The 16,103-nt window shown below is 39.2% G+C and carries 16 protein-coding genes; 7 read left to right on the top strand and 9 right to left on the bottom strand.

The window, feature by feature from the left end; translation table 11 throughout:
• Positions 1-11 precede the first annotated feature (11 nt).
• Entirely contained in the window at positions 12-542 is a 531-nt protein-coding gene (rsmD, locus tag ACTF5Q_RS02860; protein ID WP_438953192.1) for a 16S rRNA (guanine(966)-N(2))-methyltransferase RsmD, read from the top strand.
• Here the strand turns inward: rsmD and map are convergent.
• Positions 539-1,351, bottom strand: a complete 813-nt coding sequence (map, locus tag ACTF5Q_RS02855; protein ID WP_438953191.1) for a type I methionyl aminopeptidase — start codon at positions 1,349-1,351, stop codon at positions 539-541. The two genes, rsmD and map, sit on opposite strands and share 4 nt — an antisense overlap.
• A 34-nt stretch (positions 1,352-1,385) precedes the next feature.
• Complete coding sequence (gene sfsA, locus ACTF5Q_RS02850) at positions 1,386-2,099, bottom strand: DNA/RNA nuclease SfsA (RefSeq protein WP_438953190.1); 714 nt, start codon at positions 2,097-2,099, stop codon at positions 1,386-1,388.
• Between the two features lie 40 nt (positions 2,100-2,139).
• Between sfsA and ACTF5Q_RS02845 the strand changes: the two genes are divergently transcribed.
• Both ACTF5Q_RS02845 and ACTF5Q_RS02840 read left to right on the top strand, forming a co-directional pair.
• Positions 2,140-2,859 carry a competence/damage-inducible protein A gene (locus ACTF5Q_RS02845; RefSeq protein WP_438953189.1) on the top strand — a complete coding sequence of 240 codons (720 nt, stop codon included), beginning with the start codon at positions 2,140-2,142 and terminating at the stop codon, positions 2,857-2,859.
• Positions 2,856-3,581, top strand: a complete 726-nt coding sequence (locus ACTF5Q_RS02840; protein WP_438953188.1) for a GNAT family N-acetyltransferase — start codon at positions 2,856-2,858, stop codon at positions 3,579-3,581. The genes ACTF5Q_RS02845 and ACTF5Q_RS02840 overlap by 4 nt, the downstream gene beginning before the upstream one ends.
• Positions 3,582-3,592: 11 nt before the next feature.
• On the opposite strand, the gene ACTF5Q_RS02835 is transcribed toward ACTF5Q_RS02840, so the two are convergent.
• Both ACTF5Q_RS02835 and ACTF5Q_RS02830 read right to left on the bottom strand, forming a co-directional pair.
• Entirely contained in the window at positions 3,593-5,632 is a 2,040-nt protein-coding gene (locus ACTF5Q_RS02835) for an FAD-dependent oxidoreductase (protein ID WP_438953187.1), read from the bottom strand.
• Positions 5,633-5,706: 74 nt separating this feature from the next.
• Complete coding sequence (locus tag ACTF5Q_RS02830) at positions 5,707-6,390, bottom strand: hypothetical protein (RefSeq protein ID WP_438953186.1); 684 nt, start codon at positions 6,388-6,390, stop codon at positions 5,707-5,709.
• Between the two features lie 226 nt (positions 6,391-6,616).
• Between ACTF5Q_RS02830 and accD the strand changes: the two genes are divergently transcribed.
• Together accD and ACTF5Q_RS02820 are read left to right on the top strand one after the other, a co-directional pair.
• Positions 6,617-7,540 carry an acetyl-CoA carboxylase, carboxyltransferase subunit beta gene (accD, locus tag ACTF5Q_RS02825; RefSeq protein WP_438953185.1) on the top strand — a complete coding sequence of 308 codons (924 nt, stop codon included), beginning with the start codon at positions 6,617-6,619 and terminating at the stop codon, positions 7,538-7,540.
• Positions 7,537-8,826, top strand: a complete 1,290-nt coding sequence (locus ACTF5Q_RS02820) for a bifunctional folylpolyglutamate synthase/dihydrofolate synthase (RefSeq protein WP_438953184.1) — start codon at positions 7,537-7,539, stop codon at positions 8,824-8,826. Before accD ends, ACTF5Q_RS02820 begins: the two co-directional genes overlap by 4 nt.
• A gap of 175 nt (positions 8,827-9,001) precedes the next feature.
• Here the strand turns inward: ACTF5Q_RS02820 and zapE are convergent, their stop codons facing one another.
• Positions 9,002-10,063, bottom strand: a complete 1,062-nt coding sequence (zapE, locus tag ACTF5Q_RS02815; protein WP_438953183.1) for a cell division protein ZapE — start codon at positions 10,061-10,063, stop codon at positions 9,002-9,004.
• Between the two features lie 91 nt (positions 10,064-10,154).
• Between zapE and ACTF5Q_RS02810 the strand changes: the two genes are divergently transcribed.
• Complete coding sequence (locus ACTF5Q_RS02810; RefSeq protein WP_438953182.1) at positions 10,155-11,387, top strand: MFS transporter; 1,233 nt, start codon at positions 10,155-10,157, stop codon at positions 11,385-11,387.
• Between the two features lie 30 nt (positions 11,388-11,417).
• Here ACTF5Q_RS02810 and ACTF5Q_RS02805 read toward each other — a convergent pair whose 3' ends face one another.
• From ACTF5Q_RS02805 to ACTF5Q_RS02795, 3 genes are all read right to left on the bottom strand, one after another.
• Positions 11,418-12,347, bottom strand: a complete 930-nt coding sequence (locus ACTF5Q_RS02805) for an ornithine cyclodeaminase family protein (protein ID WP_438953181.1) — start codon at positions 12,345-12,347, stop codon at positions 11,418-11,420.
• 24 nt (positions 12,348-12,371) lie between these two features.
• Positions 12,372-13,205: an S-formylglutathione hydrolase gene (gene fghA, locus ACTF5Q_RS02800; protein WP_438953180.1), complete on the bottom strand. Its 834-nt coding sequence runs from the start codon at positions 13,203-13,205 to the stop codon at positions 12,372-12,374.
• A 72-nt stretch (positions 13,206-13,277) separates the two neighbouring features.
• The gene (locus ACTF5Q_RS02795; RefSeq protein WP_438953179.1) at positions 13,278-14,201 is read right to left on the bottom strand and encodes an AEC family transporter; all 924 of its coding nucleotides are present in this window, start codon (positions 14,199-14,201) and stop codon (positions 13,278-13,280) included.
• Positions 14,202-14,365: 164 nt separating this feature from the next.
• Here ACTF5Q_RS02795 and ACTF5Q_RS02790 point away from each other — a divergent pair, with 164 nt between their 5' ends.
• On the top strand, positions 14,366-14,980 hold the full coding sequence (locus tag ACTF5Q_RS02790) for a TetR/AcrR family transcriptional regulator (protein ID WP_153692514.1): 615 nt from the start codon (positions 14,366-14,368) through the stop codon (positions 14,978-14,980).
• A 7-nt stretch (positions 14,981-14,987) separates the two neighbouring features.
• On the opposite strand, the gene ACTF5Q_RS02785 is transcribed toward ACTF5Q_RS02790, so the two are convergent.
• Complete coding sequence (locus tag ACTF5Q_RS02785) at positions 14,988-16,100, bottom strand: S-(hydroxymethyl)glutathione dehydrogenase/class III alcohol dehydrogenase (RefSeq protein WP_438953178.1); 1,113 nt, start codon at positions 16,098-16,100, stop codon at positions 14,988-14,990.
• Between the last annotated feature and the right edge of the window lie 3 nt (positions 16,101-16,103).

The raw sequence follows: 16,103 nt of genomic DNA, 5'->3' as shown, positions 1-16,103 counted from the left end.
AAGGCAGGCGCTTGAGTATAATCAAGACCGATGGAAACATGAGCGCTCTTCGCCCTACGACCGACCGTATTAAAGAGAGCTTATTTAACATACTTTTCGGAGGAAAGTTTGACGTTAAAATAGAGCATACGCGTGTGCTAGATATTTTTGCGGGTACTGGAGCTCTGGGAGTTGAGGCAATTTCACGAGGGGCTAAAACGTGTACTTTTATAGAAAAAAATAAAGCCTGTTTGCAAATATTAAAAGCAAATATTGACCTCTGTAATATTGAAGATAAAACAAAAATCAAGATATGTGATGCAACAAAAATACCACTGAATTCTGATCAACCTTACAACCTAGTTTTTTTAGACCCTCCTTACCGAAAGTCACTTGGAGAGGTAGCTATAAAATCAGCATTAGACTCTAATTGGATTAGTAAGAATGCTCTTATAATTTTAGAGGAGGGCGAACAAAAGAATTCTCTAGAAGGCTTTAGTTTGGAAGATACAAGAAGGTACAGTGATACAATATTACACTTCTTCAAAAGAGTGCCAAATTAGACATAGGTAGGATGAAATTTATTTTCAGGTGATAAAGTAAAAATTTCTGCACCGTCCTTAGTTACACCAATTGCGTGTTCAAATTGAGCTGATAAAGATTTATCGCGTGTTACTGCAGTCCACTCGTCTGAAAGAACTTTAGTTTCAGGGCGCCCCAAATTCACCATGGGCTCGATTGTAAAGAACATGCCTTCTTCGATACGCGGACCAGTGCCCTCTCTGCCATAATGCAACACGTTTGGCGGACTGTGAAAAACTCGGCCTAGACCGTGGCCACAGAAATCCCGCACGACTGACATTCTGCTTTCTTCCACATATGTTTGGATAGCATGACCAATGTCACCAAAAGTTTTGCCTGGTTTGACCGCTTCTATACCTTTGAATAGCGCATCATGTGTGACCTGAATCAATCTTTCTGCTTTTCGAGAGGGCTGGCCCGCAACATACATTCTAGATGTATCACCATACCAACCATCCTTTATGACTGTAACATCAATATTTAAGATGTCTCCTTCTTTTAGTATTTTGTCACTTGGAATGCCGTGGCAAACAACATGGTTTACACTAATACAACTTGCATGTTGGTAGCCCCTATATCCAATTGTACCTGACACGACATTTTTATCACTAATCAATTCTTCAATAATCGCATCAATTTTCCCTGTAGTTTGTCCAGGAAAAACTGAAGTCACAATTTCATCTAGAATTCCGGCGGCAACGCGGCCAGCAGCATGCATTCCGTCAAAATCTTTTCTGGAATATAAATCTATCCCATCCTTTGACTTGAGTTGCCCCTTTGTTAAATTCAAATAATCACCCCTTATTATGCTGTAATTTATTGGTTCAAAAGCTAGAATTATCTATTAACTCCAGTTTATATCCCAGTTCTATCCCATTAGAAAGAAAGTTTACTCTGTACGAAACAAATTCTACTCCACTATTAGAGGAAGATATAGTTTCGTTTAAGTACGTTTGATCCAAGTCACCCGCAATTTTAAAATAATTACAATCTGATCTCTGAACCAAATAAAGAACTATGGCTCTAGTATTAGTGCTAACCGTCTTTGATAGTTCTTTTAAATGTTTAGCGCCTCTTGAAGTAACCGTATCTGGAAATTCAGCAATTTTTTCTTGCCTGCATAGGGTGACGCTTTTTACTTCAAGATAACAAGTTTTCGATCCATTCCTAAGTAGAAAATCTACTCGAGAATTAGCTCCATATATTTGTTCGCGCAATATTATATCATAATCTAAAACTTCTAAAATTTTACCTTGTAAAAGTGCCTCGTTAACAATTTTATTAGCAACATTGGTATCTACACCAGTGAAATGACCATTTTCATGGTCAACCAGCTTCCAACTGTATTTTAGCTTTTTTTTGGGATTTTCATTTGGCTCGAGCCAAACTTTTACTCCATGGTTTGCGAGGCCAAGCATACTACCAGTATTAGGGCAGTGAGCAGTAACAATCCGTCCGTTTGACAATTCTACATCGGCAAAAAAACGTTTGTATCTTTTCACTAATCGGCCAGAAACTAAATTTGATTGAAACTGCATTTTTTTTAACTATACAACTTTTAACTGCAAAGGACCATTGATGTTAAATCCCACTGCCGCGATTCTTATCATAGGAGACGAGATACTCTCAGGAAGGACGCGAGATTCTAACATGCACTACCTTTCTTGTGAATTAACAAAAATTGGTATTGATTTACAAGAAGCACGATTTATTCCGGATAACGCGACAAAAATTATCCATGATGTGAGATGTTTAAGTTCTAAATATGACTATCTTTTTACATCAGGCGGTATAGGACCCACACACGATGATATCACAGCGGATTGTATTGCTGCCGCTTTTGAAACGAAAATTAGTATCCGAGAAGACGCATTTAAGCTGTTAGAAAACTATTATTCAGAGCAGAATATTTATTTTAATAGTGCTAGGCAACGAATGGCCCGTATACCAAATGGTGCTAAACTTATTGACAACCCTATTTCAATTGCCCCCGGTTTTCATTTAAATAACGTTTTTGTCATGGCCGGTGTGCCGAACATATTTCAATCAATGGTGCAGAGTATTCTTCCACTACTATTGAATGGCAAACCAGTTTTGAGCAAATCTATAAAGATAACTCGCGGAGAGGGCGAGATTGCTGTCGAACTTAAAAAAATTGCCTCTGACCATGAAAGTGTTTCCATAGGCTCGTATCCTTACAATAATAACGGAAACTTTGGTACTAATATCGTAGTTAGGGGTATCGACAACGAAGAGTTAGAAAGAGTAGCAGAAAAGTTGAAGTCGAAACTGCTATGAAATTGACTAATAGATCCACTATTTTTGAAGTAATTGACCAAACATGGCCAGCTGAAGAATTCCATGATCTTTCAAATTGGAAATTGCGTAAAAGCCTAAATGGTGGGAAACGCGTTTCGGCCGCCACTTCTATTGAAACGCCTGATATCTCAGATATAGAATTTGCTGAAGATAAAATGACAAGTTGGCGCCAAGAAAAACTATTTATGATAAGGTCAGATCAGAATAATCTCGACGAAGCACTTAAAAAGCGTGGCTATCGTTTTATTGATCCAACAAATATTTGGAGCATTTCATCAAAAACATTGTCATTACAGCAAGTCCCACCAGTGACAGCTTTCTCAATATATCCTCCACTAGCTATTCAAAGGGAACTATGGATGGCTAACGGTATTGACTCCTCAAGAATGGAAATAATGGGTCGAGTTAAAACACCCAAAACAACAATATTTGGTCGTATTAATGCGAAGCCAGCCGCGTCTTCATTCGCAGCAGTTGCACACAAAATTGCAATGGTACATGCTTTGATAGTAGATCGCAAATGCCATCGGCAAGGTATGGGCAAATTTGTAATGCAAAAAGCGGGTGACTGGGCTTACCAAATGGGTGCTAAAAACGTAGTAGCATTATGTACAAAGGAAAATCAGTCAGCTAATTGTTTTTACAAAAGCCTTGGAATGCATTTGATTGGAGGATACCATTATAGACTATTGAAAACTTGAAAAATTTGATTTTAAATTGATAGGGCAAGTCTGGTGCCCTGATCTATCGCACGCTTCGCATCCAATTCGCCAGAATTTTTAGCGCCGCCGATTAAATAACAGTCGAAACCAGAGCTCTTAAGATCATCATAAAGTTCTGAGTTAGATACCTGACCCGCACACAAAACAATCGTGTCAACTTCGAGCAACTCCGGCATTGCTTCCCCATTTTCACGAGAAATATACAGCCCTTTATCACTTATTTTGTGATATGTAAGACCAGAGATCATCTCTACTCCTTTCATTTTCAGAGCTGTCCGGTGTATCCATCCTGTAGTCTTACCAAGATTCTTACCCATTTTTTGTGCTTTTCTTTGCAGTAGATAAACTTTTCTTTGCACGGGTTTTGGGGACCTATCCTTATCTAAAAGACCACCCCTGTATATCTCAGGGTCACCAATGCCCCATTCAGTCATCCATTCTGGCAACGGCTGAAAGTTTCCATCTTTGCGATTTTCACTAGATAAAAACTCTGCCACATCAAATCCAATACCTCCTGCTCCAATAATCGCAACTTTAGAACCTATGTCTGCCCCTCCTTTTAAAATATCTTTGTAATAATAAACGTGGCGGTGATCGAGGCCATCAATACTGGGTTCGCGTGGATGAACACCCGTCGCGATTATGACCTTATCGAAATCTTCTAATTCTTTCTTCGCTACATCATAATTTAGTTTTATTTCTATTTCAGGAAGTGCTTTGATCATATTTTTATACCAGGTCACCAACCCCCAAAATTCCTCTTTTCCAGGAATCTTTTTCGCCAGGTTGAGTTGGCCTCCCAATTCGTCTTCTTTTTCAAAAACTGTAACTTGATGACCGATTTGAGCGGCAGTTATGGCAGCAGACAAGCCTGCTGGGCCTCCGCCAACAATGCCAATATTCTTTGAATCCGACACTATTTTGAGCTCTAATTCTCGTTCAAAACATGCTCTCGGGTTAACCAGGCACGAACTAATTTGTCCTTTGAAGGTGTGATCAAGACATGCTTGGTTACAAGCTATGCAAGGCGCTATCAACTGACTCTTTTCTAGACTTGCTTTGTTTACAAACTCCGGATCAGCTAAAAATGGCCGAGCCATACTTACCATATCAGCACTTTTTGATTTTAATACTTCTTCTACTTTTTCTGGAGTATTAATCCTATTCGATGTAATCAATGGTATATCAATCTTTCCCATTAATTTTTTTGTAACCCAAGTAAATGCTGCTGGGGGTACCGACGTAGCAATAGTTGGAATTCGAGCTTCGTGCCATCCTATGCCAGTGTTTATGATGTTAACACCTGCCATCTCAAGTTTTTTTGCCAAAATCACAACTTCTTCATGAGATGAACCATTTGGAATTAAGTCAATCATTGAAAGGCGAAATATTAATAAAAAGTTTTCTCCAACTTCAGACTTGATTTTATTCACAATTTGTAAGGGTAAACGCATTCTGTTTTCATAAGATCCACCCCATGAGTCATCTCGTTTATTAGTATGTTCAACCAAAAACTGGTTAATGAAATAACCCTCAGACCCCATTATCTCAATGCCATCGTAACCAGCGGATTTAGCTAAACGAGCACATTTCACAAAATCAGCAATTTGTTTCTCTATACCCTCCCCATCCAAAGCATTTGGGACAAAAGGTGAAATGGGAGATTTAATTGCAGACGGGGCTACACAATCTGGACTATAAGCATATCTTCCCGCATGCAAGATTTGCATGGCTATTCTGCCACCATTTTTATGAACAGCATCGGTTACAATTTTGTGATTATCAGCATCTTCCTCATTCAACATGGCAGCTGCACCTTTGAATACTGCGCCCTCCTCATTTGGGGCAATACCTCCAGTAATAATGAGCCCAACACCGCCTTTAGCCCGTTCTGAATAAAAGTCCGCTATCCTACCCCAATCCTTTGTTTCCTCCAAATTGGTATGCATGGAACCCATAATCACTCTATTTTTTAAGGTCAGAAAACCAAAATCAATAGGCCTGAACATGTTTGGGTATTTATCACTCATAGAAACTCCTTCAATTTCAGAAATAAGTTATCGAGACCACCTTGTCATGGGGTACGCTGCGTTAAGAACGGGAATTATGGACGCAACTTTGGGCGTATTTTTGATGTCACAAAATTAGTTATTTTATTTACTGGTCTCATTTTTGGCTTAACGGAGGTATTTGATCTTTGATCGTCGATATTCAAATTTAAATCTGACACGTTAACGTTTGATAGATTATCCGGAGCACTGAAATTAGCTATTGATGCACTTAGAATTTCCATCTGGTGAAGATCAGATACATTTTTCTTTCTGGGTGAGAAATATTGGGCTAAAACCACATAGCCTTTCTCGGCTTTTGCTGTGCGCCAAACAGTATCTTGCACAGATTTTGCTGAAAACCGACTATTTTCAACTTTTACCAGATCAGAGCCATCCAAATAATCAGTTTTAATTATTTGCTGATTATTTGCCAAGTATGAGCGTGTGATTTTTCCGTTCGCGCCAGTTTCCATAGGTGCAAAGCTTATACTGACCATACCGCGACCCTTCGTCATTTCGCAGGACGTGTAAATCACACTCCCGGTATAAGAGTTATTTTTGAAAGGGCCGACGCAATATCCTTCCGGTGCAAGACCAACTGCACCATTTTTAAACTTTACTACATTTTTGCTGTAAGGCACATCAACTGGTTTTGGGAAAAAAGAACCAAGCCCACTGCACGACGTTATAAACAAACAAGCTATAAAAAGTTGGATTCTAGAAGTATTGATAATCATATAAATTTCGCTGGTGTTATAACTTTTGGATATCAACTATTGCTTAGAAAAATGTTTAATTTGTTTAACTTCAAACACCTTATCAATCCTTTTCTAACATTGGAATTGATATCAAAAAAAAGTTTAGTGTCGTTGTTTATTTGCTCTGATAAGAATCGAACCGATTGCATTTTGAGGTCCAACATTTTATTAAGTTATACGAACACTGTGTGATTAGGAATGTGAAATGAATTGGATATCAAATTACGTCCGACCCCGCATAAATTCTATCTTTTCTCGTCGCGAAGTGCCGGAAAATCTTTGGTCAAAATGCGATGAATGCGGAACAATGCTCTTTCACAGAGAATTGCAGGATAACTTAAATGTCTGTATCGAGTGTGGTCATCATATGCCAATTACCCCACGCGAACGTTTCAAAAATCTGTTTGATGGGGGTGTTTTTGTTGAAATAAATGTACCAAAGCCTATTACCGATCCATTACAATTTAAAGACCAAAAAAAATATCCAGATCGGATGAAAGCGGCGCAGAAAAAGAGTGCTGAGCAAGAGGCTATGTTAGTTGCAGAAGGTGAAATTGGCAGAACTCCGATAGTGGCAGCAGCCCAAGATTTTTCGTTTATGGGAGGATCAATGGGCATGTATGTTGGTAATGCAATAATTACTGCGGCAGAAAGAGCCGTTGAATTAAATCGCCCATTGGTTCTTTTCTCCGCAGCAGGGGGTGCTAGAATGCAGGAAGGAATTTTAAGCCTGATGCAGATGCCAAGAACCACTGTTGCGATCCAATTATTGAAAGAGGCTAACTTGCCGTACATTGTAATTCTTACACATCCCACAACGGGAGGAGTAACTGCATCATATGCAATGCTTGGCGACGTTCAGATTTCGGAGCCTAACGCGCTAATTTGTTTTGCGGGGCCGAGGGTAATCGAGCAAACAATTCGGGAAAAACTACCAGAAGGTTTCCAAAGAGCTGAATATCTACTCGATCATGGAATGTTGGACCTTGTTACACCTAGGACTAAAATAAGAAGTGAATTAATTAAAATTATACGAATGCTTCTGGGTCTAAGTCCAGTAGTTGTTGGAGACTTACCGAAGCCTCCGCAAGATAACCCATCGGAAGAAGCCGAAGAAAACTCTAAATGATATCCAAAAGCTCTGACAAGATCCTTAAAAGAATGATGGATCTTCACCCGAAGGTTATTGATTTAACGTTAGATAGAGTTTTCACCTTACTCGAGGCTCTTAATAGCCCTCACAAAAAACTGCCAGCTGTTATTCATATTGCCGGAACAAATGGGAAGGGTAGTACCTTATCAATGATCCGCGCAGGTTTGGAAAGCTCTGGCAGATCTGTACATACGTATACTTCACCACATTTAATACACTTTAACGAGCGGATTAGGTTAGCAGGTAAATTAATAACAGAAACTGAATTATCCCAGCTTTTGGATGAATGCTACGAAGCAAATGCTGGCAAAGAAATTACTTATTTTGAAATTACTACCTGTGCTGCGATGCTAGCCATGAGCCGAAAAAACGCAGATTATACACTTTTGGAGGTAGGACTTGGAGGACGTTTAGATGCAACTAATGTGGTTGAGAAACCTGCTCTAGCAGTCATTACACCAATATCTTTTGACCACGAGCAATTTCTTGGTAATTCTATAGAAAAGATAGCATCCGAAAAGGCTGGGATAATTAAAAGAAATACTCCTGTTGTTATCAGTTTACAAAATGAGCAAGCCTTAAAGATTATCGAAGATAGAGCGTTAGAATTAAACGCTCCTATTTATTCGTATGGAAAAGACTGGCTGGCTTGGGAAGAAAGAGGCAGATTGATCTATCAAGATGGCCAGGGGTTATTAGACCTACCCTATCCAAATTTAGCGGGTGGTCATCAAATAATTAACGCTGGATGTGCGCTTCAAACGTTGAGGCTGCTAGATAATGGACTAATAAAAAACTTTGACAGTGTAACAACCAATGCAAGCTGGCCAGCTAGAATGCAAAAACTTAAGGACGGATTGCTCAACAAGTTGTATCCCTCAGCAGAAATATGGCTTGATGGGGGGCACAATCCCGCAGCTGGAGAAGCGATAGCTGCTCACTTATCAAAATTAAAGCCCCGTCCTACTTATGCAATCTGCGGGATGCTTAATACCAAAGACATAAAAGGCTTTATGAACCCTTTGTCCTCTCAAATTGATAAGTTATTTGGTATTTCAATACCTGAGGAGAATAATACTTTATCCGGTCATGAGACATCACAAGAAGCAGCAAACGTTGGTATGGTATCTAATTCGTGTGACTCATTGGAATCGGCATTTAAATTGATTAAGCAGCATTCAGAAAATCCACGAATAATTATATGTGGATCTCTATACTTAGCAGGTCATGTACTTGCACTTCAAAAATATGAGATCAATTGACCGAATCACATGCTTGACTGATTCGCATACTTCATGTTTAATGATTCGCATGGGTTAATGAAAAATGCCAATGTAGGTTTTACTACCAACAAAATAAAGTGATCAAATCCATAATAGTTAATTACTCTCCCAAGACGTAGGCATCATACAGGCAAATTATTATTGGGAGAGTAATTCAACTTGCATTAAGCCAAGTTTTTGACTGCATCTCTCTCAAGCGACTAGCTGTTCGTCCGAATTCAAAGGAACCTTCGCCTTCCGTATACAACATTTCAGGTTCTGCAGCAGCGGAACATATGAATCTTATTTTTGATTCATAGGCAGCATCAATAAGCGTAACAAAACGCTTCGCTTCATTAAAATTTGAACGACTGAGCTGGGGAATATTATCAATCATGAGAACTCTCACGGCATCAATAATTGCCAAATAATCGCCCGGGCCTAACATCTGCCCACAAATCTCAAAAAAATCAAACCTAGCAACGCCATCTTTATAAAAAGGGAATCTTATTTCCCGACCTTTAAACGTGAGAGTAAACTCGTGGCTAGAATTTCCCGTGAGATTGGACCAAAGTAAGTCCATGTAGTCTCTGCTTTCTAAATTTAGAGGAGAAAAATAAACTTTATCACCAGCAATCAAGGTCTGCCGATAATCTTTAACACCAGAGACTTCGAAAACATCAAAGTTCGCCTCAATAAAGCTGATGAATGGTAAAAATAAATCTCTATTCAATCCATTTTTATATAAATCAATAGGGGGTCTATTAGACGTTATTACTACTGTCATGCCCCCCTTTATGAGAGCTTCAAATAACCTACCGACTATCATGGCATCAGCGATATCTTTGATTTGCAACTCGTCCAGTGCTATAATATTTAATTCATCAGTAATTTTTTTTACTACAGGCACCAATGCATCTTTTACTTTACTTTGTCGCGCTAAGTTCAGCGATGATTGAACTTCTTGCATAAAGGAGTGGAAATGCATCCGCCGAACCGCAACTTTAAGAGAGGCCACAAACATATCCATGATCATGGATTTCCCGCAGCCCACGCCACCCCAAACGTATATTCCTTTTGGTGTGACTGGAGACTTTGAAAACAAAAGTTTTCTTTGTTTTTTTTCAACCGAAATACGTAACGCATCAAACCTGGTTAAGAGCTCTTCCTGCGCCTTCTCTCTTTGGATTTTACCTAAGCTAACATTTCTTTTGTATGTATCAACAAGTGTCTCCATTATTTGGGTTTACTTGAAGTAGTAATTATCGCAAGGGTTAATTTATCAATTAAAACTATTTATACCTAGAAGTGTCGCTGGAAAGTTAAGCATGGTAGCCAAAAATTCAATATTTAACTCAGTATTAATCGTCGGTTGCGTGATAATACTTATAAGCTTCGCAATACGATCCTCTTTTGGCGTATTTCAGATACCGATTGCTGAAGAGTTCAATTGGCTTAGGTCTGAGTTTTCTCTAGCTATAGCCCTACAGAATCTTGCGTGGGGCATAGGTCAGCCGATCTTTAGCGCACTAGCAGAAAAAATTGGTGATCGTCGTGCGATAATTTTAGGAGGATTTACATACGCTTTTGGACTTCTTTTATCATCCGCAGCAGTGACCCCTCAGGCTCATCAGTTTTACGAAATTTTAGTTGGTTTCGGCGTTGCCGGCACCGGTTTTGGAGTAATCCTGGCAGTTGTCGGGCGCGCTAGTTCGGAGAAAAATAGATCTATGTCACTAGCAATTGCGACGGCTTCTGGAAGCGCTGGACAAGTACTTGGTGCACCTATTGGAGAATTGCTTTTACATTACATGCCATGGCAATCAGTTTTTTTGATATTTTCTATTACTATTTTATCAACCCTACTTTTACTGCCTTTCATGCGAGTTTCTGTAGCGGATACCCAAAGACATGTAACACAAAGTATGAGGGAACTGGTCGGAAAAGCAGTAGTGGACCCAAGTTACTCAATGATATTTCTAGGATTTTTTAGTTGTGGTTATCAATTAGGTTTCCTAACTGCACACTTTCCAGCTTTTGTTACCGAAATGTGCAACCCAATACTACCTACAACAGCAATATACAATTTAGGAATTACTTCTACCTCTGCGCTGGGTGCTATATCCATTTCGTTAATTGGACTGGCAAATATTGCGGGCACCCTTGGCGCTGGATACCTCGGCAAAACATATTCTAAAAAGTACCTTTTATCATCCATATACCTTGGTCGTACTATGGTCTGTACGGTATTTATATTAGCGCCGATCACACCGATATCAGTTGTGTTGTTTTCGCTCCTTATGGGTTCTTTGTGGCTTGCTACTGTTCCTCTAACAAGTGGGCTGATTGCTCAAATTTATGGCCTGCGTTACATGGGTACGCTTTATGGTATTGTATTTTTTTCACATCAACTTGGAGGCTTCATGGGAATATGGCTTGGAGGCAGACTATATGATGTTTATGGAAACTATAATCTTGTCTGGTGGATTGGGATAGCTGTTGGCGCATTTAGCGCTCTTGTGCATTTGCCCATAAGAGAACAGCAGAAATCTTGGGTCTAGCAGTACAAATCAGCATAAACTAATATTATTTCAACTTTTTGGATATTTATTTTTTTCCCATGCAGTCAAAATATATTTGGCAACTATCAGGTCCAAATGAGCGCCTCCACCATTTTTAAAAAATGTAATTTCATCATTTGATCTGCGTATAAAATTACCAAGTCCATAAAAATCTGCCAGAATATCTGCCCTGGAAATAACATTATTTTTCAATGGAATTTTTAATTCACCAATATGATCCAGGGTCGTATCATAGCTATCAACAAATTTTGTACTTCGGCATAGCGCTGAATCATCAACTTCTCGCATGTCAGGTCTATAGGCACCAATCAGGTCGAGATGCTGACCAGGTATAAGCCATTCCCCTTTGATAATTGGTTGTTTCGACATGGTAGCGCAAGTTATAATGTCAGCGCTTTTAACACCCGCCTCCAAGTTTTCTACAGCCACCGCATTACTTTTGTTTTTAACCATATACAATGCTCGTTCATGAGTACGGTTCCACACTAGGAAATTAGCCTTAGGAAAGGCCGCAGAGTAGGAATCAAAAAGGCTCTGTCCTACAGTCCCTGCCCCAACTATCAGAATATTTTTACTATCAGGTCGTGCCAAACGGAGCGCTGCTGTAATACTATCACCGGCTGTCTTCCATTTTGTAACAAGGTGAAAATCTAGAATTGCTTCTAGGACTCCAGTTTTGTCAGAAAACAAACTTACTGCACCATTTACTTTTGGTATCGAATGCATTGAGTTTTTTGGAAAGATTGTGGCGGACTTAACAGCTAATCCCAGCCCATCAATCCATGCAGAACGAGATAAAAGCGTATCCTCCTCTCTATAGATAAAAGTATCTTGAACTTGCGCCTTGGGCATTTGATGCCCACTCTCAATTGCGTTCACAAGCTCAAGCCAATCCAATAAAGAATTACCCTCGTCATAATTAATATATTCTACATCCATAGCGCTCACCGATCACGACTAACTTTAGTTTCCAAAGAGTGCCTTTGCATGAAAATTCATATGCTCTTCCATAAATGTCGCTATAAAGTAATAGCTGTGATCGTACCCATTATTCATCCGAAAAATAGCATTCATTTTTCTCTCTTTTAAAACCTTGGAAAGACTGTCTATTAACAATAGATCGATATATTCATCGTCAGATCCTGTATCAACTAAAATAGGGCCAGAAAAATTTGTATGCTGCGCAACGACACTAGCGTCGTAGTTTTCCCATAAGTTTTTATCGCTTCCTAAATAGGCAGAAAATTGCTTGCGACCCCAATCTGACTCCATTGGATTACAAATTGGAGCTAACGCTGATACCGATCTAAATTTAATATTCATTTGAAAAGCGAGTAACAATGCGCCATGCCCGCCCATTGAATGACCCATCACAGACTGCCTCGAAATATCAACATTAAAGTTTTTTTCTATCACACTGGGTAACTCTGAAATAAGATAATCCCACATCTGATAATTTTCTTTCCACGGCGATTGAGTAGCATTAAGATAGAAACCGGCCCCCTGCCCGAGATCATATGAATCATCATCTGGAATATTTTTTCCTCGAGGAGAAGTATCTGGAAAAACTACTGCAATTTTATGAAGTTGCGCAAACTTTTGCATTCCTGCCTTAAGCATCGCATTCTCGTGGGTGCAGGTTAAACCCGATAAAAACCATAAAACCGGTATTTGCGTATTTCTAGGTGCATTAGGCATAAACACTGCAAAATTCATACTGCACTTCAACGCTGTTGATTTATGTTTATATACGCCTTGTACTCCGTCGAACATTTTATTTTCTGAAACAATATCCATAACTTTTATTGTCGATACTCACTTTCGTTAAATATACATTCTAATCTACTTATCAGCTTATCTAAGTCATAACTACAGAACCAGCGCAATTGTAAATGTAACAGTTAGTGCACTAAAAAGTGTAGAAAGCAATATAGCCGCAGATATACGCTCAGGGTCTATTTTATAATGTTGAGCCAACATAAAGGTGTTACCTGCAACTGGCAAAGAGGCCGTTATAACCATTACCGCCGCTGCATATGGCTCAATGTAAAATAGATAGAAAGCCATAATACCAACCAAAAACGGATGGGCAAATAATTTGAGAAAGCTCAACCAGAATGCAGATGTTGGATCATCTACTTTTCGAAAAGATAGTGACGCACCAATTGCAAATAATGCACCCGGAGTGGCTGCCTGTCCTAAAATTACCAAAAAATCACTTAAAAATTTTGGTGTTTGAAAATTTAAATAACCCCAGACGAGTCCCAAAGAAAAAGACACAATCATTGGATTTTGAAATAGTCCTTTAATAATAGGTTTTAATGATCTTATTCCCCATTTTCTGTCCCGGGATACCATTATTAAAACAACTATAAGTGTGCCAAAGATTGCGAAATCTGTTGCTAGGATCATCATAACATAGCCAACTGACTGCGGGCCAACTAAGGTGGCCAATAGAGGGATACCTAAAAACCCAGTATTTCCAATTGTTGCGATTTGAGCATCAAAAACTGACGTTTCGAACTTATTGCCTGAAAAATAACTTGCCGAGATTACAAGAAGATAAAGAAATAACGTTGCAACCACATAACATCCAACAAATTTCAAATCGAAAATTTTATTAATCTCAAGCTGTGCTGAAAATCGAAAAAGCATCGCAGATAAGGCAAAATAAAAAACAAATTTTGTTATTGCATCCGTTCCACGTTTGCCCAAAAACTTATATTTTCCAGAAAAATAACCGATGGCTACTATTAAAAAAAAAGGTGCCGTTTGTAAGAAAATGCTGATCATATAGAAGGGTTAGCAGCTAATTTAGAGTGGTCAACCAAAATTAGAAAATGTTTCAAGTTGATGCATAAATTATTGCTTCAGTCCTCGACTACCTAATCAAAATGTGCGCGAATTACCAGTAATTAGTAAGTTTACAAAAACTTGCAAAATGATAGGCTCCCATAATGAGTAAAGAAAAAATAAATAAGGGACGGAAATATCAACAAGTTATTTCAGGCGCTCGATCTATTTTTTTGAGCGAGGGTTTTGAAGCGGCAAATATGGATGTAATTGCACAAACCGCAAAAGTAAGTAAGGCCACTCTTTATAGTTATTTTCCAGACAAACAGAGCTTATTTATTGAGGTCGCTAAGTCAGAGTGTGAAAGCCAAGCCGACAATGCGCTCAAAATAATTGATCAAACACAAAGTGTTGATAAGGTTTTACATCAAGCAGCAGCTTATACAATTAACTGGCTGGTTTCAGATATAGCACAACAAATTTTTCGAATTTGCGTTTCCGAAATCGAACGATTCCCAATTTTAGGGAAAAGTTTTTATGAAAATGGTCCCTTAATGGGCCAATCTAAACTTATCGAGTATTTCAAATATGCAGAGCAACAAGGTTGTTTGAAAATAAGTGATCTATACCTGGCAGCAGATCAGTTTACGGAATTGTGTAAAGCCGACCTTTACACAAAAGCACTATTTGGAATCCAACAAAAATTTACAGATGCCGAGATTGATCGTGTTGCAGATGGAGTTGTGCAAGTTTTTTTGGCTAAATACGGACAGCACTAGTCTATAATTAGTACACGACTACGGATCTAATGCTTTCTCCAGTATGCATCAAATCGAAACCTTTGTTAATTTCTTCAAGCCCAAAAGTGTGAGTAATCATCGGGTCGATCTCGATTTTTCCTTCCATATACCAGTCCACAATTTTTGGAACATCTGTGCGACCGCGCGCACCTCCAAAGGCTGTTCCCTTCCATACTCGACCTGTAACAAGCTGAAATGGGCGAGTAGAAATTTCCGCTCCCGCAGGGGCTACTCCAATTATTATACTTTCACCCCAACCTTTGTGGGCACTTTCTAACGCTGCTCGCATTACCTCAACATTACCAGTGGCATCAAACGTATAATCTGCACCACCTTTCGTTATATTTACTAAATGTTGAACCAGATCCCCAGAAACTTCGTTTGGATTCACATAATCCGTCATACCGAATTTTCTCGCCATTTTTGATTTCTGCGGGTTTAGGTCAACTCCCACAATTTGATCAGCACCTGCTAACCTAAGTCCTTGTATCACGTTAAGGCCAATGCCTCCCAACCCGAAAACAATAGTCCGACTTCCAATTTCAACTTTGGCTGTATTAATAACAGCACCAATTCCAGTCGTTACACCACAACCAATATAGCAAACTTTATCAAACGGTGCCTTTGAATTAATCTTTGCCAAAGCGATCTCAGGTAAAACGGTGAAATTAGAAAAGGTCGAGCAGCCCATGTAATGTAGAATTGGAGTACCATCCAACATACTAAACCGAGTGGTGCCGTCTGGCATTAAGCCTCGTCCTTGAGTTTCTCTAATGGCTTGACAAAGATTTGTTTTGGGATGGAGACAATATTCACATTGCCTGCATTCGGGAGTATATAACGGGATTACATGGTCTCCAACTTTTAGATCAAAAACATCAGGACCAACTTCTACAACTACACCAGCTCCTTCATGTCCCAGGATAGCCGGAAACAGCCCTTCCGGGTCAGAACCAGATAAAGTAAATTCGTCCGTATGACATATGCCAGTAGCTTTTATCTCCACTAAAACTTCACCAGCCTTGGGCCCTTCAAGGTTGACGTCCATCACTTCCAGTGGTTTTCCAGCTTCTATTGCAACTGCAGCACGAGTTCTCATAAT

The sequence above is a fragment of the Candidatus Salinivivens marinus genome, from assembly GCF_965655845.1.
In the GTDB taxonomy this organism is placed as follows: Bacteria; Pseudomonadota; Alphaproteobacteria; order Rhodobacterales; family Rhodobacteraceae; genus Salinivivens; species Salinivivens marinus.
Note: the sequence above shows the minus strand (reverse complement) of the source record. Positions and strands in the feature narration are given on the sequence as shown.